Here is a 16897-nt window from a genome sequence, read left to right as displayed (position 1 = left end):
CTGCGGCGGATCTCAGTCGGCCTGGCGCTGCGGTGGGCCCGAAACCGGGGTGTCGGCGAACGCGGCGACCGTCCGGTCAGCGTACGCGCTGGCGTCGCCGGTCTCCATCGGGCCGTCCCAGGTGGTCGGCAGCGGTACCGACACCGTCGGGTTGACCCGCCGGACCACCTCGTCCAGCACGGTCTCGGCGTCACCGACCCAGAGGTGCTTGGCACCGGGTACGCCGACGACCTCGGCCTGCGGCACCGCCGCGAACTGCTCGCGGGCCTGCTCCGGGCGCAGGTAGTCGTCGAACTCCGGCACCAACGCGGTGAGCGGCTTGCCCGACTCGGCCCACTGGGCGAGGTCGGACCGCTCGGAGTAGCGCAGCGGCGGGGAGAGCAGGATCGCGCCGGTCACCGCCGGGTCGCAGCCGTAACGCAGCACCAGGTCGGTGCCGAACGACCAGCCCAGCAGCCAGACGTTCGGCAACTCGTGGAACTCGGCGTACTCGATGGCGGCGGCGACGTCGAAGCGCTCGCCGACGGCGGAGTCGAAGCTGCCCTCGCTGGTGCCGCGCACGCTGCTGGTGCCCCGGGTGTTGAACCTGAGCACAGCCAGGTCAGCCAGGGCGGGCAGGCGCCAGGCCGCCTTGCGGAACACGTGACTGTCCATCATCCCGCCGTGGGTGGGCAGCGGGTGCAGGCAGACCAGGGTCGCGGCCGGTTCCCGGTCCACCGGGCGGGCCAGCTCGCCGACCAACCGCAGGTCATCCGCGGTGTGCAGCTCGATGTCCTCCCGGCTGCCCGGCAGAATCGAGGAGGCACGGATCGGTGTGCTCATGCTTCCAGTCTCCCGTTCCGACGGCCACGCTGGATCACCGGGGTCCGTCGGTCGCGGGCACGCCAGCAGCCGGTGTGCCAGTGCCGCCGGTCGGTCAGGTCGCCCCGGCCGTCCGCCGGCCAGGCCACCACGTGCGCCACGCCGGGCCGGATCTCCTGGTCGCATCCGGGGCAGCGGTACGTCTTGGTGGACGCTCCGCCGCTGATGCCGCGCACCTGCCACTCGCCGTCCCGCCACTGTTGGACCGCGGCGACGCCGTGCCGGGCGCGCTCGGTGTCGAGGCGCACCGCGTCGTCACGGCGCGGACGGTTGCGACGGGGACTCACGTCGTCAAGCGTACGGGCGGAAAGCCGCGACCCGTTCAGCGGCGGGTGTGGTCGCGGAAGCCACGGCCGGTCTTGCGGCCCAGGTAGCCCGCGGTGACCAGGTGCTCCAGCAGCGGCGCCGGGGCGAAACCGGGCTCGCGCAGTTCCAGGTACAGCTCCCGCTGGATGGCCAGGGCCACGTCCAGACCCACCACGTCGAGCAACTCGAACGGGCCCATCGGGTAACCGCAGCCCAGCTTCATCGCGTGGTCGATGTCGTCGGCCGTGGAGTAGCTGGCCTCCAGCATCCGCACCGCGTCGTTCAGATACGGGAAGAGCAGCGCGTTGACGATGAAACCGGACCGGTCGCCGCAGACCACCCCGGTCTTCCCCAGGGTGGCACTGACGGCCTGCGCGGTGGCGATGGTCTCGGCCGAGGTACGGATCGTCCGGACGATCTCCACCAGCGGCATCGCCGGGGCGGGGTTGAAGAAGTGCAGACCCACCACGTCTGCCGGGCGCTGGGTGGCCATCGCCACCTCGATCACCGGCAGCGAGGAGGTGGTGGTCGCCAGCACCACGCCCGGCTTGCAGATCTCGTCCAGGCTGGCGAAGAGGGCCTTCTTCACACTGAGTTCCTCGACCACCGCCTCGATCACCAGATCGACGTCGGCCAGGTGCTCCAGGGTCGCCGACCAGTTGATCCGGCCGAGCGCGGCCTCCCGGTCGGCCTCACTGAGCCGACCCCGGACCACGCCCTTGTTGAGGGAGGTCTGCACCGCCTCGAAGACCTTCGCCGACTGCTCCGCCCCCCGGGTCACCGAGACGACCTCGTAGCCGGCCTTGGCGAAAACCTCGATGATTCCGGTGGCCATCGTCCCGGAACCCACGATGCCGACCTTGGTCAGGACCGCGTCGGTGAGCGCCGGCTCGGTCGTGGTCGGCGTCTGCTCGTCCGGTACGACCTTCGGCGAGCCCGGCCGCTCGTAGGTGTAGAAACCCCGGCCGGACTTCCGCCCGAGCAGTCCTGCGGTCACCATCTGCTTGAGCAACGGCACGGGGGCGTGCCGGCGGTCCCGGCCACCACGCCGGTACATGGTGTCCAGGATCTCGTACGCGGTGTCCAGGCCGATCAGGTCCATCAGTGCGAGCGGACCCATGGGCAGTCCGCAGCCGAGCTTCATGGCCGCGTCGATGTCCTCGCGGGTGGCGTACCGGGACTCGAACATGTCGACGGCGTGGTTGAGGTAGCCGAACAGCAGCGCGTTGGCGATGAACCCGGCCCGGTCACTTATCGTCACGTCGACCTTGCCGAGTCGTGCGCAGAGCGCCTCCACGTCGGCCACCACGTCGGCGGAGGTGACCACCGTGCGTACCACCTCGACCAGCTTCATCACCGGAGCCGGATTGAAGAAGTGGATGCCGACGACCTGGTTGGGGCGCGCGGTGGCCACGGAGATTTCGGTGACGCTCAGCGACGAGGTGTTTGTGGCGAGGATGGCCTCGGGCTTGCAGACCCGGTCCAACTCGGCGAAGAGCCGCTGCTTGAGGTCGAGGTGCTCGGGTACCGCCTCGATCACCAGGTCCACCGAGTGCAGCGCGTCCAACCCGACGGCGAAATCGACCCGGGCCAGCAGGGCTTCCCGGTCGGCCTCAGCGAGCTTGCCCCGGGCCACCGCCCGGTCCGTCGAGCCGGTCAGGTTCGCCCGGCCACGGTCGAGCGCGGCGTCGGAGATTTCCACGGCCACCACGTCGATGCCGTTGCGGGCGAAGACCTCGACGATGCCGGCACCCATGGTGCCCAGACCCACCACACCCACGCTGGTGAACTCGCGCGCCACGACCCGGCCTCCCCTGTCGGCGACGACACGGCCGGACTTGAACGGCCGCTAAGGTTCTGCGCGCGAGTCTGCCACGTCACCCACGGTTGTCGAGGTGCCGTGGCACATGTCACCGATGCCCGATTCTCCGTGCCGACTCCTACCGGGCTGCCGGCGTGGGTCAGACCGAGTCGACCCCGGTGAGGGCGAGCAGTTCCGCGACGAACTCCGCCGGGCGCTCCAGGTGCGGGCTGTGCCCGCAGCCGGGCAGCGCCACCTCCCGGTAGCTGCCGCCGGCCTCGGCGTACCGGTCGAGCACCGCGCGGGTCTGCCCGATCATCGGCTGCGGCGGACATTCCTGCGGCCCGGGCCAGCCGCGCACCACGCCCAGCGCCCCGAGCTGAGCCAGGTCGAACAGCGAAGTGTCCGAGACGATCACGTCGGCGTCACCGCGGACCCAGGTGACCGGCGGCTTCGGCGTGACGGCCACCAGTTCCTCGGCGACCCGGAACCGCGCGAGCGCGTTGAGCACGCCGCGACCGCCCGGCGCGCTACCCGGCCAGTTCGGCGACCCTGCCGCGTCGCCGGGATAGTTGTCCGTGCCGGTCGCGGTGGAGAGCACGCTGTCGAGCAGCAGTTCCTCGTCGTCGCCGAGGCAGGACGGGTCCGCCACGTACGCGGCCCGCAGCACACTGCGCGGGCTGGTCCGCGCCTCGGCGCTGCGGTCACCGGCGGCCAGCCGCGCGACGAAGTCGCCGCTCGCGGTGCCCGCGCCGGAGCCGGCGAGGTCAGTCGTGGTCGCAGTGCCGGCCAGGTCGCGGGTGGCACCGAAGCCGTACGGGGACACCGGCGCCGCGAGCAGCAGCCCGGCGACCCGGTCGGGGTGGTCCACCAGCAGCCGCATCGCCACTCCGCCACCAAGAGAGTGGCCGACCACCACGGGCCGGGCGCCCTCGGCGAAGAGCGACGGCTCGTCGAGCAGCGCGGCCACGTCGTCGGCGAAGTCGGTCAGGCCACGGCCGGCGTCGACCGGAGCGGTCTGCGTGGCGCCGTAGCCGCGCAGATCCGGAGCGACCACCCGCAGGGTCTCCGGCAGGCGGCGCACCAGCGGCTCCCAGAAGGCGGCCGAGGAGCAGTTGCCGTGCACGAGCAGCACCGGCACCCCGTCGACGGGTCCGGCCACCCGGACGGCCTGGGTGATCCCGTTAGCGGTGACGACCTGCTGCTGGGTCTCCATCCGGGGCATGCTGCCACGCTCGGCACCCCTGGTCCATGTGGCCGGCGACCACCGTCCGGACCGGCATGAGTGGCCGGCACCCACCCAGCCCGAAACTCTGTCGTCAGCGGCGAACGCCGACCACGGCTGCCGCCGGCGGTACGCCGGGCTGCCCGGGCACCACGGGCGTCTCGACCGTGACGGGCAGCGGTCGGGTCGGACGCCGCTCCTGCCGGGGCAGTTCGAAACTCAGACCGACCGGGTCCGTCCGGGCCACCGCCGGATCGAAGAATCTCAGCTCGGTACTGCCGATCCGGATCACGTCGCCGTCGCTGAGCCGGATGATCTCGGTGGCCCGGATGCCGTTCACCCAGGTGCCGTTCGTGGATCCGAGATCCACGAGCGAGGCCCCCTCACCGGCCCGCCAGATCTCGACGTGTCGGCGGCTCAGGTGCGGATCGCGCACCACAATGTCGACCGCCGGATCGCGGCCGATCACCTGTGGTCGGTGGGGCAGCCGGAAGCGCTGCCCGCGCATCGGCCCGGCGGCCACCGTCAGCAGCGGCATCAGTTGCGGATGTTCCTCCATGGACGTGTCAGCCCCTCCACCCGTGCGACGATCCCGGGCCAGCGTGTCACCAACGGCTGTCCACCTTCACCATCCAGCCGGATGCCTACCGGCAACCGTCCGGGTGCTTTGCGTTCACATCTTCCACGACGTCCCGCGACGGAACTACCGAGCCGATCGGGCGGTTCGTCCGATTCAACCGTCCGGACGGCCGGGAGGATTCGCCCGTTTCCCCACCCCTACCGGCGAGTAATCCTCGCGTCTAGACTTCCGCCATGACGGCTGTGCGACCCCCCGGCACCCCGACGATCCAGCACGAGCACCTGATCTCGACAAGCCCGGCGTCGGGCGACGAAGCAGGACGCGTTCCGGTCGCCAGCGCGGTGGACGTCGAACGCGCCGTCGAGCGGGCCCGCGCGGCCGGCCAGTGGTGGGCGGGGCTCGGCTACACCGGGCGGCGGGAGCGGCTGCTGCGCTGGCGGCGGCTGCTCGCGCAGCGGATGGAACAGTTGGCCGGCCTGATGCACACCGAGGGTGGCAAGCCGGTCGCCGACGCACTCGTCGAGATCGTGACCGCCGTGGAGCACGTCGACTGGGCGGCCCGTAACGCCCGGCGGGTGCTGGGCCCCCGGCGGGTCCGCTCGCGGCTCGTTCTGGCCGAGTTCTCGGCCCACCTGGAGTACCAGCCGCACGGCGTGATCGGCGTGATCGGGCCCTGGAACTATCCCGTCTTCACCCCCATCGGTTCCATCGCGTACGCGTTGGCGGCCGGCAACGCGGTGGTCTTCAAGCCCAGCGAGTACACCCCGGTAGTCGGTCAGTGGCTCGTCGACAGCTTCGCCGAGGTGGTGCCCGAGCATCCGGTGCTCACCGCGGTGCACGGCCTCGGCGACGTCGGCGCGGCCCTGTGCCGGGCCGGTGTCGACAAGCTCGCCTTCACCGGCTCGACCGCCACCGCGAAGAAGGTGATGGCGGCCTGCGCCGAGTCGCTGACCCCGGTGCTGCTGGAGGCCGGCGGCAAGGACGCCATGATCGTCGACGTCGACGCCGACCTGGACGCCGCCGCCGAAGCCTGCGTCTGGGGAGCGATGACAAACGCCGGGCAGACCTGCATCGGCATCGAACGGGCCTACGCCGTGGAGCCGGTCTTCGACGCGTTCGTCGACAAGGTCGTCGAGCGCGCGGGCCGGCTCACCGTCGGCCCCGGGGACGCCGACATCGGTCCGATCACCATGCCGAGCCAGCTCGACGTGATCCGGCGGCACATCGAGGACGCGGTGGCCCGCGGCGGTCGCGCGGTCCTCGGCGGGCCCGACGCGGTGAAACCGCCGTACGTCCACCCGACAGTGCTGGTCGAGGTGCCGGAGGAGGCCGCCGCCGTACGCGAGGAGACCTTCGGACCCACCCTGACCGTCAATCGGGTCCGCACCGTCGACGAGGCGCTCGCCCGGGCCAACGCCCTGCCGTACGGGCTGGGTGGTTCGGTCTTCGGTCAACGACGTGCGGTCGCGATCGCCCGACGGTTGCGCTCCGGCATGGCCTCGGTCAACTCGACGCTCACCTTCGCCGGCATGTCCACCCTGCCGTTCGGCGGGGTCGGCGAGTCCGGCTTCGGCCGGATCCACGGCGAGGACGGGCTGCGCGAGTTCGCCCGGGCCAAGGCGGTCACCCGCCGCCGGGGCCCCTCCGTGCTGCCCTCGACCACGTTCGACCGCACTCCGGCCGACATCGCCCGGCTGGTGAAGGCGGTCAAGCTGATCTACGGCCGGTGACCGGGGCGCGTCCTAGAAGAGCGTCAACTCGTCGCGCTCGATGCCACGCAGCCGGTCGTAGTCGACCACCACACAGCGGATCCCCCGGTCGGTGGCGAGGACCCGCGCCTGCGGTTTGATCTCCTGCGCGGCGAAGACCCCGGCGACCGGGGCGAGCAGCGGGTCCCGGTTGAGCAGTTCCAGGTAGCGGGTGAGCTGCTCCACGCCGTCGATCTCGCCCCGGCGCTTCACCTCGACGGCGACAGTGCCCTGGTTGGCGTCCCGGCAGAGCAGGTCGACCGGGCCGATCGCGGTCATGTACTCCCTACGGACCAGGGTGAACCCGTCGCCCAGCGTCTCGGGGTTGGCCGCCAGCAGCTCCTGGAGGTGCGCCTCCACGCCGTCCTTGCGTAGCCCGGGATCGACACCCAGCTCGTACGAGGTGTCCTGGAAGATCTCTTCCAGGGTGATCCGCAGTTCCTCGCCGGCCTTGTTGACCACCCGCCAGACGCCGGGGGCCTCCTCCAGCCGACACGGCGGGCTCATCCAGTTCAACGGCTTGTACGCCCGGTCGTCGGCGTGGATGGACACCGACCCGTCCGCCTTCACCATCAACAGCCGGGTCGCCGGCGGCAGGTGGGCCGAGAGCCGTCCGACATAGTCCACCGAGCATTTCGCAATCACCAACCGCACCCGAGCAGGGTAGCGGAGTCACCGGGCATCGCCACCGAGCGGCGCTGGCGTGCCGGTGCGATGCTGTGATGGTGCTCGAAGTACTCACCGGTACCGGTCTCGCCGCCTCGGCGGGGCTGAACGCCTACATCCCGCTCCTCCTCATGGGTGCGCTGGCCCGCTACACCAGCGTCATCGACCTGCCTGGCGGGTGGCAGTGGCTCGGCAACGAGTGGGTGCTGGGCATCCTCGCGGTGCTGCTCGCCGTCGAGTTCGTGGCGGACAAGGTGCCCGTGGTGGACCACATCAACGACGTGGTGCAGACGGTCGTCCGACCGACGGCCGGCGGGCTGGCGTTCGGGGCCGGTTCCGCCTCCGAGACCGTGACGGTGAGTGACCCGGACAGCTTCTTCGCCGGTGGCGGCCAGTGGTTGCCGGTGCTGGTCGGGGTGCTCATCGCGCTCGGCGTGCATCTGCTGAAGTCGACAGCCCGGCCGGTGATCAATGCGGCCACGGCCGGCGTGGGCGCGCCGGTGGCGAGCACCGCCGAGGACGCCACAAGCGTGGTCATGTCGCTCGTCGCGATCATCCTGCCGGTGCTGGTGCTCGCCTTCCTGGTCGCCCTGGTGCTCGTCCTGCCGTGGTTGCTACGCCGCCGGGCGGACCGGCGGCGGGAGCGGCAGGCGGCACGCGAGGCGGGCTTCCGCGTCTGATCGCGGGGCGTCGGGCTCGACCGAATCGCCACCTCAACCGGCCCTAAAGCCTAAAATTGGGGCAATCAACGGAGGAGGTTGGGTCATGACCGCAGCTATGGAGATGCCCCGGGTCCAGGAGTGTGTGGTCGCCGCGTGCGCGTACAACCACACCGGCGACTGCCACGCCTTCGCCATCACCATCGGCAGCATGGACCACGCCCACTGCCACACCTTCATCGAGATGCCTGCCGTCCGGGCCGGTGCCGACGGGCAGATCGCCCAGGTCGGGGCGTGTCAGCGCGCCGACTGCCGGCACAACGAGCAGTTGGAGTGCCAGGCACCCGGCATCAAGGTCGGCCCCGACGCCGACCTGGCCGACTGCATGACCTACAGCCACCGCTGACACCGTCGTCAGCACGGCTCCCGGCACCGTGCCGGGAGCCGTGGCGTCACAGTTCGTTCGCCTGCCGGATGACGGTGACCAGTTCGTCGATGATCCCGGTCAGGGCGAAGTCCTTCGGGGTGAACACCCGCGCCACGCCGGCGGCGCGCAGTTGCTCGGCGTCCCGGGCGGGAATGATGCCGCCGACCACCACCGGCAGGTCCGGTCGGCCGGCGGCCCGCAGCCCGTCGAGCACCGCCGGCACCGCCGCCAGGTGCGAGCCGGATAGCACCGAGAGCCCGACCAGGTCCACGTCCTCCTCCACCGCGGCGGCCACGATCTGCCCGGCGGTGAGCCGGATGCCCTGGTAGACCACCTCGAAGCCGGCGTCCCGGGCGCGTACCGCGATCTGCTCGGCACCGTTGGAGTGCCCGTCCAGGCCCGGCTTGCCGACAAGCAGTCGCAGCCGCCCGCTGCCCAGCTCGCGGGCGGTGGCGGCGACCCGGGCGCGGACCTCGGCCAGACCCTCGTCGCCGCCGCTCGTGGATCCGGCCGCCAGCCCGGTCGGGGCCCGGTACTCGCCGAAGACCTGGCGCAGGGCCGCCGCCCACTCGCCGGTGGTCACCCCGGCGCTCACGCACTCCAGGGTGGCCGCCATCAGGTTCGTCGTGGTAGCGGCGTCCGCGCGCAACCGGGCCAGTGCCGCGTCCACGGCCGCCGCGTCGCGATCGGCCCGCCAGGCGCGTACGGCTGCCGTGGCGGCGACCTCCACCACGGGATCGACAAGTACGACGGCCTCGGCGCCGGCTGCGGTCAGCGGTGACGGTTCGGTCTCGGTGAACCGGTTGACGCCGACCACGACGTCGCTGCCGGCCTCGATCCGTCGCCGCCGCGCGGCCAGCGAGGCCACCAGAGCGCTCTTGAGGTATCCGCTCTCCACGGCGGCGACCACACCGCCCATCTCCAGCACCGTGGCCAGCTCGGCCCGGGCACCGGTGACGATCTCGTCGACAAGGGCCGTCATCACGTGCGAGCCCTCGAACAGGTCCGGGTACTCCAGCAGGTCCGACTCGTACGCGAGCACCTGCTGCATGCGCAGCGACCACTGCTGGTCCCACGGACGCGGCAGGCCGAGCGCCTCGTTCCAGGCCGGCAGCTGCACCGCCCGCGCCCGCGCCTGGCGGGAGAGGGTGACCCCCAGCATCTCCAGCACGATGCGCTGCACGTTGTTCTCCGGCTGGGCCTCGGTCAGGCCGAGGGAGTTGACCTGCACGCCGTACCGGAAGCGGCGCTGTTTCGGGTCCTCGACGCCGTACCGGTCGCGGGTGATCTCGTCCCACAACGCGCCGAACGCGCGCATCTTGGCGATCTCCTCGACGAAGCGCACCCCGGCGTTGACGAAGAACGAGATCCGCTGTACGACGTCACCCATCCGCTGCGCCGGCAGTTGACCGCTGTCGCGTACCGCGTCGAGCACCGCCACCGCCGTGGCCAACGCGAACGCCACCTCCTGCACCGGAGTCGCCCCGGCCTCCTGGAGGTGGTACGAGCAGATGTTCACCGGGTTCCAGCGCGGCATCTCCCGCAGGGCGTACGCGACCACGTCGGCGGTCAGCCGGAGCGAGGCGGCCGGCGGGAAGATGTGCGTCCCCCGGGACAGGTACTCCTTGATGATGTCGTTCTGGGTGGTGCCGGCACAGCTGGCGAGTTCGGCGCCCTGCTCGGTGGCGACGGTGCCGTAGAGGCCGAGCAGCCACATCGCCGGCGCGTTGATGGTCATCGAGGTGTTCATGTCGGCAAGCGGGATGCCGTCGAAGAGCGCCCGCATGTCGCCCAGGTGCGCCACCGGCACGCCGACCCGGCCGACCTCGCCGTTTGCGAGTTCGTGGTCGGGGTCGTACCCGGTCTGGGTGGGCAGGTCGAAGGCGACCGACAGGCCCGTCTGCCCCTTGGCCAGGTTGCGGCGGAAGAGCGCGTTTGTCGCGGCGGCGGAGGAGTGCCCCGCGTACGTACGCATCACCCAGGGGCGGTCGCGCTCCGGCAGCCGGCCCGGGAGTGCCTTCTCGTCCATGGCCGGAGTTTAAGTTACCGTCCAGTAGAACGGGCTGTGCAAAACCACACAGCGTCCGCCACCCCCGGTGCGGACGCCTGGTGCTGACGGGCCGCACACTTGACGGCATGAGTGACGACGTCGCGATCCGCGTCCGAGGGCTGCGCAAGACGTACGGTGACAGCCTCGCGGTCGCCGGCCTGGACCTGGACGTCCACCGGGGTGAGGTGTTCGCCCTGCTCGGGCCGAACGGCGCCGGCAAGACCACCACCGTCGAGATCCTGGAGGGCTACCGCCAGCGCGACACCGGCGAGGTACGCGTCCTGGACGTCGACCCGGCCAACCCGACGCGCGACTGGCGGGGGCGGGTCGGCATCGTGTTCCAGGGCACCGGAGAGTTCGACGAACTCTCCGTCGCCGAGGTGGTGCACCACTTCGCCGGCTTCTACGCCGACGCCGACGACCCCGACAAGGTGATCGAGCGGGTCGGGTTGACCGCCAAGGCACGCGCCCGTACGCACACCCTCTCCGGCGGCCAGAAGCGCCGGCTCGACGTGGCGCTCGGTATCGTCGGCCGCCCGGAGCTGCTCTTCCTCGACGAGCCGACAACCGGCTTCGACCCGGAGGCTCGGCGGGAGTTCTGGGAGCTGATCCGCGATCTCGCCGCGGCCGGCACCACGATCGTGCTGACCACGCACTACCTGGACGAGGCCGAGGCGCTCGCCGACCGGGTGGGGGTGATCGCCGGTGGTCGGTTGGTCGAGGTCGCCGCACCGAACCGCCTCGGCAACCGGCAGGAGGCGCTGGCCACGGTCTCCTGGCGTACGCCGGACGGCACGCTGGACAGCGCGCAGAGCGCGACGCCGACGGCGCTCGTGGCGGACCTCGCCGCGCGTTTCGGCGGTGAGGTGCCCGGCCTGACCGTCACCCGGCCCACCCTTGAGGACATCTACCTGACGATGATCGGACACCGATGACCACCACGACGAAACCGGCGACCCCGGTCAGCGCGGCAGCCCCGGCCCGGCGGAGCGGCCCGACCGGCCTCGCGCTGCGTCAGGGGCGGTTGGAGATCCGGCAGTTCCTGCGCAGCCGCGAGTCCGTCGTGTTCACGCTGGGCTTCCCCCTGATCATGGTGCTGATCTTCGCGTCGATCTTCAACGAGGAGATCGCGCCGGGGGTGAGCTACACGCAGTACTTCATCACCGGCATGATCGCGACCGGCCTGATGACCGTCAGCTTCCAGAACCTCGGCATCTGGATCCCGATCGAACGGGACCGGGGCGTGCTCAAGCGTTACCGGGGCACCCCGATGCCGAAGTGGGTCTGGTTCGCCGGCAAAGTGATCATGGTGCTGGTGACCGGCGTCGTGATGACCGCGCTGCTGCTCGCGGTCTCGGTGACGCTGTTCGACCTGGACCTGCCGACCACCACCACTGCCTGGTTGACCTTCGGCTGGGTCAGCGCGTTGGGGGTGACCGCCTGCACGCTCTGCGGCATCGCCATCTCGTCGCTGGCCCGGACCGCCCGCAGCGGCTCGGCGGTGGTCACCCCGGTCGCGCTGGTGCTCCAGTTCATCTCCGGGGTCTTCTTCGTCTTCACCAACCTGCCGTCCTGGATGCAGCAGGTGGCGGCGCTGTTTCCGCTCAAGTGGATGTGCCAGGGACTGCGGGCGGTGTTCCTGCCGGAGAGCTTCGGCGCGGACGAACCCGGTGGCTCGTTCGAGCTGACCCGGGTCGCCCTGGTGCTGGGCGTCTGGTGCGTGATCGGTCTGGTGCTCTGCCTGACCACCTTCCGCTGGACCACCCGCCGCGACGGTTGAGCCACGGGGAGGGCCCCGGCCGGGCCCTCCCCCGCAACGGCGTCAGTACGAGTAGAAACCCTGGCCGGTCTTGCGGCCCAGATCGCCAGCGGTGGCCATCCGCTGCAACAGCTCCGGCGGGAAGAACTTCTCGTCGGCCGTGTCGGTGTAGATGTTGCGGGTCGCGTTCAACAGCACGTCGACACCGGTCAGGTCGACGGTGGCCAGCGGACCCATCGCGTGCCCGAAGCCGAGCCGGCAGGCGGTGTCCAGGTCCTCGGCGGAGATGACGCCCGCCTCGACCAGCTTGACCGCCTCCATGGCCAGGGCGCAGATCAGTCGGGTGGTGACGAAGCCGGCGATGTCACGGTTCACCACCACGACGGTCTTGCCGATCTCCTCGGCGAACGACTTCGCCCGCTCCAGGGTGGCGTCGCTTGTCTTGTAGCCACGCACCAGCTCGCAGAGCTTCATCATCGGCACCGGCGAGAAGAAGTGGGTGCCGACGACCGCCTCCGGCCGATCGGTGGCCGTGGCGATCTGGGTCACCGGGATCGCCGAGGTGTTTGTGGCAAGCACCGCGTCCGCCTTGCAGATCTTGTCCAGCGCGCGGAACACCTCGTGCTTGATCTCCAACTTCTCGAAGACCGCCTCGATGACGATGTCCGCGTCGGCGGCCGCTTCCAGATCGGTGGTGGGGGTGATCCGCCCGAGCGCCGCCTCGACGTCGTCGTCGGAGAGCTTCCCCTTCTCGGCGAACTTCGCAAGTGACCGTCGGATGCCGTCCAGACCGCGTGCCGTCGCCGCGTCATCCAGATCCCGCAGCACCACCTGCCAGCCCGCCTGCGCCGCCACCTGGGCGATGCCCGAACCCATCAGACCGGCACCGACGACCGCGAGTCGACCCGCCATGCTGCTTCTCCCTCGCTGCGAATGAGTGTCTGTCTGCACCCTAGTCGGCGGGGCTGAACGATGGCTAAGGCGACTCAGATGGTCAGTTCGGGTTCCTCGGGTGCGGTCGCCCGCTCCACCTCGATGCCGAGTGCCCGCAGGTCGGACACGAAGTCGGGGTAGCCCCGGTCGACGTGGTGCACGTGGGACACCTCGGTAACCCCGTCCGCGCAGAGCCCGGCGATGATGAGCCCGGCACCGGCCCGGATGTCGGTCGCCCGCACCGGAGCGCCGGAGAGCCGCTCCCGGCCGCGTACCACCGCGTGATGCCCGTCGGTCTTGATGTCCGCGCCCAGCCGCATCATCTCGTTGGCGAACATGAACCGGCCGTCGAAGATGTTCTCGGTGATCAGGGACGCGCCCTCGCTGAGCGCCGCGAGCCCGATCGCCATCGGCAGCAGGTCGGTGGCGAAGCCCGGGTAGGGCAACGTGACCACGTCCACCGCCCGGGGCCGGTCGTCCATCCGTACCCGGAAGCTGTCCGCCCGGGTCTCCACCATGCCGCCGGCCGTCACCAGCTTGTCGAGCGCGACCTCCAGGAACGCCGGGTCGAGACCCGTCACGGTGACGTCGCCACGGGTCATCGCCGCGCCGAACGCCCAGGTCCCCGCGACGATCCGGTCCCCCACCGTGGCGTGCCGGACCGGACTCAACCGGGGTACGCCGACGATGGTGATGGTCGAGGTCCCCTCACCGTCGATCAGCGCACCCATCCGCTGGAGCATCGTGCAGATGTCGACGATCTCGGGCTCACGGGCCGCGTTGTCGATCACGGTGGTGCCCTCGGCCAGCACCGCCGCCATGACGAGGTTCTCGGTCGCCCCGACGCTGGGAAAGTCCAGCACGATCTCCGCGCCCCGCAGCCCGTCGGGCGCCGAAGCGATCACGAAACCGTGCTCTCCGGAGATGTCGGCGCCCATCCGGGTCAGCCCGGAGATGTGCATGTCCAGACCCCGCGAGCCGATCGCGTCACCACCCGGATGGGCCACCCGCACGTAGCCCCGGCGGGCCAGCAACGGACCGAGCACGCAGATCGACGCCCGCAGCCGGCGGACCAGGTCGTAGTCGGCCTCGACGCCCGGCTGCTCCGGCACGTCGATGGTGACCGAGCGGGACCGGGCCACCCCGCCGCCCGTGACCATCGGGTCCACCGGGTCGTCGGCGTCGAACCGTACGCCGCAGCCGAGGCGGCGCAGCACCTCACCCATGATGGCGATGTCGGTTATCCGCGGCACGTTGGTGATCACGCTTCGGCCCGGGGCGAGCAACGCGGCGGCCATCAACTTCAACGCCGAGTTCTTCGCACCCACCACGTGCACCGTGCCGGCCAGTCGGGCGCCACCGCGTACCCGGATGACGTCGACGTCGGCGACCGCGGCGTCACCGGCGTCACCCGGGCCGACGCCCGCAGGCCACCCCGCGCCGGCGTCCGGCCGTGCCGGGATCGTCAGGTCCGGTATCCGTAGGCTGTGCGTCATGGCCGTCCACCTCACGCGCATCTACACCAAGGCCGGCGACGCCGGCATGACCAGGCTGAGCAACAACGAGCAGGTGCCGAAGAACGATCCACGGATCGCCGCGTACGCCGACGTCGACGAGTGCAACGCCGCGCTCGGCGTGGCACTCGCCCTGGGCCAGCTCGACGACGAGCTGCGCCGGGTGCTGGGTTTGATCCAGAACGACCTGTTCGACGTGGGCGCGGACCTGTCCACCCCTGTCGAACCGGACCCGAAGTATCCGCCGCTGCGGGTCACTGAGGAGTACGTCGAGCGCCTTGAGGGCTGGTGCGACGAGTACAACGCGCGCCTGAGCAAGCTCGACTCCTTCATCCTCCCCGGCGGCACCGCGGGCGCGGCGCTGCTGCACGCGGCGCGGACGATCGCCCGGCGCGCCGAGCGGTCGGCGTGGGCGCTCATCGCACACGACCCCGACCGGACCAGCCACCTCCCGGCAAAGTATCTCAACCGCCTGTCGGATCTGCTCTTTATCCTGTCAAGAACGGCAAATCCGGACGGAGACGTGCTATGGGTGCCGGGCGGAGGCCGGTGACGCTCGGTGCACTGCACCACGTGGAGGTCTGGATACCCGACCTGACCGCCGCGATGCGTAGCTGGGGTTGGCTGCTCGGTGAGTTGGGCTGGACGTCGTTCCAGCAGTGGCCGGTCGGCCACTCCTGGCGGCTCGGCCCGACCTATCTGGTGCTGGAGGCGTCGCCCGCGCTCACCGGCCGACGGCACGACCGGCTCGCCCCGGGACTCAACCACCTGGCCTTCCACGCCGGCTCGCCCGCCGCCGTGGACCGGCTGGTCGAGCAGGCACCGGCGTACGGCTGGGAGTTGCTCTTCGCCGACCGCCACCCGCACGCCGGCGGGCCCGACACGTACGCCGGGTATCTGACGGACGGGCAGGGGTACGAGGTGGAGTTGGTCGCCTCGGGCTGACCGTGCCTGGCTTCGTGGGTGGTTGCGGTTGGGCGGCTGTGCCTGGCTTCGTGGGTGGTTGCGGTGGGGGCTGGGGGCGACCGTGCCCGGCTTCGGGCGGTCAGGCTTGATCCCTGCGCCGGGCACGGTCGCCCCCAGCCTGACCTGGTCGGTCTCCATACGGGCGTAGGCCAGCTCGGGTGGGTTGATCTGCTGGCCGGGCTGGCTGGCTGTCGCTCTGCCTTGCCGGTTGTCTGCTGGGGATGTGCCGCTGGCCGGCACCCTGGGATCGGGTGCCGGCCAGCGGCTTGTTCCCCCTGTGGAGGAATGTCTTCGGTTGTGTTCCCTTGGTTCAGGTCATGGGTCAGCTGGTCCAGTGCTGGGCGACGAGGTCGGCGGCCTGCTGTTCCCACTGGGCGTAGTGGTCGGGGTAGGCCGACACCTGCACCGTCTGCGCCGCCTCAGTGAGGGGCATGTCCTGCCAGCCGTCGACCTGCTTCAAACCCTTCAGGAACGCCAGGGTCGAGTACTCGGGGTCGGTGATCTGCTCCACCGTGCCCCACCCGGAGGACGGGCGCTGCTGGAACAGGCCCTGCGAGTCGTGGTCGTTGCGGTCACCCAGATGACCCAGGTTCTCCAACTTCGACTCCTGCAACGCCGTCGCGATCGACACCACCGCGGCCCGCTCGTCCATACCGGCCTTCTTCGTCGCCGCGATGATCGCCTTCACATTGCCGACCTGCTCATCATTCAGCTCGATCGTCGACTGGTTCCTGGGGGTGCCATGCGGCAGCAACTTGCCCATGTCCGCCTTGTCCGCCTGCACCGCCGCGACCGGGGTCGTCTGGACCGGGGTGACATCGGCGTGCGCGGCCACCGGACCAGCGAACATGCCAACGGTGAAAGCCAGACCCGCAACACCCAGCACACTCTTCCGCAGCATCGAGTTCGTGTTCATGGCAAAGCTCCAATTCGGGGGTCGACGCACACCCACACCGAGGGGGATCGGTCAGGCGCACGCAAGCACCGACAGGCGCTCAAACAAGGGGGAAAGAGAAGTCCTCCGGCACGCGGGGCCGTATCGCCACTTCACGCCGCCGGGACCATGCACAACGACCGACCGGCCCGGATCATTCCCGGGGCCATGCACCCACCACAGCGAGCGGTCCTCGTCGGCCGTTCAGGGATGTCCAACGACCGCCGGCCCACCACCATTCCGGCCCGAGCCGCTCACCACAGCGCGGCGGACAGGTCTTCCTCAGCCGTCCGGGACTATCCAACGCCCCCGACCCGCCACCCATTCCACCCCAAGCCCCCGACCACCCAGGCAATCTTGGTCCGAAACCGCCCACCCAAGGGCAAAACCGTACCAAGATCGCCCCGGATGCCCACGGAACCGGACACCCGGCACATCGGTGCGGTGCCTGCCCAGGACGGGGGTGTG

Annotated in this window: 17 protein-coding genes; 7 read left to right on the top strand and 10 right to left on the bottom strand. The window is 70.7% G+C overall.

All coding sequences use genetic code 11. The annotated features are described in order from the left end of the window. Window positions 1-12: 12 nt before the first annotated feature. The 5 genes from CLT74_RS27200 to CLT74_RS27180 form a co-directional block, all read right to left on the bottom strand. Complete coding sequence (locus CLT74_RS27200) at window positions 13-822, bottom strand: alpha/beta hydrolase (protein ID WP_099850147.1); 810 nt, start codon at window positions 820-822, stop codon at window positions 13-15. Beyond that, complete coding sequence (locus tag CLT74_RS27195) at window positions 819-1109, bottom strand: hypothetical protein (protein ID WP_099853051.1); 291 nt, start codon at window positions 1107-1109, stop codon at window positions 819-821. Before CLT74_RS27195 ends, CLT74_RS27200 begins: the two co-directional genes overlap by 4 nt. 74 nt (window positions 1110-1183) lie before the next feature. After that, on the bottom strand, window positions 1184-2968 hold the full coding sequence (locus CLT74_RS27190; protein ID WP_099850145.1) for a 3-hydroxybutyryl-CoA dehydrogenase: 1785 nt from the start codon (window positions 2966-2968) through the stop codon (window positions 1184-1186). A 160-nt stretch (window positions 2969-3128) separates the two neighbouring features. Beyond that, window positions 3129-4193 (bottom strand): alpha/beta fold hydrolase, encoded by a 1065-nt coding sequence (locus CLT74_RS27185; protein ID WP_486582594.1) that lies wholly within the window; start codon window positions 4191-4193, stop codon window positions 3129-3131. A 94-nt stretch (window positions 4194-4287) separates the two neighbouring features. Beyond that, the gene (locus CLT74_RS27180; protein WP_099850141.1) at window positions 4288-4752 is read right to left on the bottom strand and encodes an FHA domain-containing protein; all 465 of its coding nucleotides are present in this window, start codon (window positions 4750-4752) and stop codon (window positions 4288-4290) included. 254 nt (window positions 4753-5006) lie between these two features. Between CLT74_RS27180 and CLT74_RS27175 the strand changes: the two genes are divergently transcribed. Beyond that, window positions 5007-6503 (top strand): aldehyde dehydrogenase family protein, encoded by a 1497-nt coding sequence (locus tag CLT74_RS27175; protein ID WP_099850139.1) that lies wholly within the window; start codon window positions 5007-5009, stop codon window positions 6501-6503. A gap of 12 nt (window positions 6504-6515) precedes the next feature. On the opposite strand, the gene nucS is transcribed toward CLT74_RS27175, so the two are convergent. Then, window positions 6516-7175 carry an endonuclease NucS gene (nucS, locus tag CLT74_RS27170; protein WP_099850137.1) on the bottom strand — a complete coding sequence of 220 codons (660 nt, stop codon included), beginning with the start codon at window positions 7173-7175 and terminating at the stop codon, window positions 6516-6518. 71 nt (window positions 7176-7246) lie between these two features. On the opposite strand from nucS, the gene CLT74_RS27165 reads away from it, so the two are divergent. Together CLT74_RS27165 and CLT74_RS27160 are read left to right on the top strand one after the other, a co-directional pair. Further along, entirely contained in the window at window positions 7247-7867 is a 621-nt protein-coding gene (locus tag CLT74_RS27165) for a DUF4126 domain-containing protein (protein ID WP_099853048.1), read from the top strand. Window positions 7868-7952: 85 nt separating this feature from the next. Continuing rightward, window positions 7953-8252 (top strand): DUF1540 domain-containing protein, encoded by a 300-nt coding sequence (locus CLT74_RS27160; protein WP_099850135.1) that lies wholly within the window; start codon window positions 7953-7955, stop codon window positions 8250-8252. Window positions 8253-8298: 46 nt separating this feature from the next. Here the strand turns inward: CLT74_RS27160 and CLT74_RS27155 are convergent, their stop codons facing one another. Continuing rightward, window positions 8299-10302 carry a protein meaA gene (locus CLT74_RS27155; protein ID WP_099850133.1) on the bottom strand — a complete coding sequence of 668 codons (2004 nt, stop codon included), beginning with the start codon at window positions 10300-10302 and terminating at the stop codon, window positions 8299-8301. Window positions 10303-10409: 107 nt separating this feature from the next. On the opposite strand from CLT74_RS27155, the gene CLT74_RS27150 reads away from it, so the two are divergent. Together CLT74_RS27150 and CLT74_RS27145 are read left to right on the top strand one after the other, a co-directional pair. Then, entirely contained in the window at window positions 10410-11258 is an 849-nt protein-coding gene (locus CLT74_RS27150) for an ABC transporter ATP-binding protein (protein WP_099850131.1), read from the top strand. Next, the gene (locus CLT74_RS27145) at window positions 11255-12103 is read left to right on the top strand and encodes an ABC transporter permease (RefSeq protein WP_099850129.1); all 849 of its coding nucleotides are present in this window, start codon (window positions 11255-11257) and stop codon (window positions 12101-12103) included. Before CLT74_RS27150 ends, CLT74_RS27145 begins: the two co-directional genes overlap by 4 nt. Window positions 12104-12145: 42 nt before the next feature. On the opposite strand, the gene CLT74_RS27140 is transcribed toward CLT74_RS27145, so the two are convergent. Together CLT74_RS27140 and murA are read right to left on the bottom strand one after the other, a co-directional pair. Further along, window positions 12146-12994 (bottom strand): 3-hydroxyacyl-CoA dehydrogenase family protein, encoded by an 849-nt coding sequence (locus CLT74_RS27140; RefSeq protein WP_099850128.1) that lies wholly within the window; start codon window positions 12992-12994, stop codon window positions 12146-12148. A 74-nt stretch (window positions 12995-13068) separates the two neighbouring features. Further along, window positions 13069-14511, bottom strand: a complete 1443-nt coding sequence (murA, locus tag CLT74_RS27135; RefSeq protein WP_099850126.1) for a UDP-N-acetylglucosamine 1-carboxyvinyltransferase — start codon at window positions 14509-14511, stop codon at window positions 13069-13071. Between murA and CLT74_RS27130 the strand changes: the two genes are divergently transcribed. Together CLT74_RS27130 and CLT74_RS27125 are read left to right on the top strand one after the other, a co-directional pair. Beyond that, window positions 14510-15082, top strand: coding sequence for a cob(I)yrinic acid a,c-diamide adenosyltransferase (locus CLT74_RS27130; protein WP_099850125.1), 573 nt, complete (start codon window positions 14510-14512; stop codon window positions 15080-15082). The two genes, murA and CLT74_RS27130, sit on opposite strands and share 2 nt — an antisense overlap. After that, window positions 15058-15474, top strand: a complete 417-nt coding sequence (locus CLT74_RS27125; protein WP_099850123.1) for a VOC family protein — start codon at window positions 15058-15060, stop codon at window positions 15472-15474. Before CLT74_RS27130 ends, CLT74_RS27125 begins: the two co-directional genes overlap by 25 nt. 343 nt (window positions 15475-15817) lie before the next feature. Here CLT74_RS27125 and CLT74_RS27120 read toward each other — a convergent pair whose 3' ends face one another. Next, window positions 15818-16411, bottom strand: coding sequence for a hypothetical protein (locus tag CLT74_RS27120; protein ID WP_099850121.1), 594 nt, complete (start codon window positions 16409-16411; stop codon window positions 15818-15820). Between the last annotated feature and the right edge of the window lie 486 nt (window positions 16412-16897).

It is taken from the genome of Verrucosispora sp. CNZ293 (assembly GCF_002754655.1).
Note: the sequence above shows the minus strand (reverse complement) of the source record. Positions and strands in the feature narration are given on the sequence as shown.

Excerpts from the sequence above, each read along its gene's own strand:
- CLT74_RS27200 (WP_099850147.1), bottom strand. The coding sequence starts at position 822 with ATGAGCACACCGATCCGTGCCTCCTCGATTCTGCCGGGCAGCCGGGAG.
- CLT74_RS27185 (WP_486582594.1), bottom strand. The coding sequence starts at position 4,193 with ATGCCCCGGATGGAGACCCAGCAGCAGGTCGTCACCGCTAACGGGATC.
- CLT74_RS27180 (WP_099850141.1), bottom strand. The coding sequence starts at position 4,752 with ATGGAGGAACATCCGCAACTGATGCCGCTGCTGACGGTGGCCGCCGGG.
- CLT74_RS27175 (WP_099850139.1), top strand. The coding sequence starts at position 5,007 with ATGACGGCTGTGCGACCCCCCGGCACCCCGACGATCCAGCACGAGCAC.
- CLT74_RS27160 (WP_099850135.1), top strand. The coding sequence starts at position 7,953 with ATGACCGCAGCTATGGAGATGCCCCGGGTCCAGGAGTGTGTGGTCGCC.
- CLT74_RS27155 (WP_099850133.1), bottom strand. The coding sequence starts at position 10,302 with ATGGACGAGAAGGCACTCCCGGGCCGGCTGCCGGAGCGCGACCGCCCC.
- CLT74_RS27150 (WP_099850131.1), top strand. The coding sequence starts at position 10,410 with ATGAGTGACGACGTCGCGATCCGCGTCCGAGGGCTGCGCAAGACGTAC.
- CLT74_RS27145 (WP_099850129.1), top strand. The coding sequence starts at position 11,255 with ATGACCACCACGACGAAACCGGCGACCCCGGTCAGCGCGGCAGCCCCG.
- CLT74_RS27140 (WP_099850128.1), bottom strand. The coding sequence starts at position 12,994 with ATGGCGGGTCGACTCGCGGTCGTCGGTGCCGGTCTGATGGGTTCGGGC.
- CLT74_RS27130 (WP_099850125.1), top strand. The coding sequence starts at position 14,510 with ATGGCCGTCCACCTCACGCGCATCTACACCAAGGCCGGCGACGCCGGC.
- murA (WP_099850126.1), bottom strand. The coding sequence starts at position 14,511 with ATGACGCACAGCCTACGGATACCGGACCTGACGATCCCGGCACGGCCG.
- CLT74_RS27125 (WP_099850123.1), top strand. The coding sequence starts at position 15,058 with ATGGGTGCCGGGCGGAGGCCGGTGACGCTCGGTGCACTGCACCACGTG.
- CLT74_RS27120 (WP_099850121.1), bottom strand. The coding sequence starts at position 16,411 with ATGAACACGAACTCGATGCTGCGGAAGAGTGTGCTGGGTGTTGCGGGT.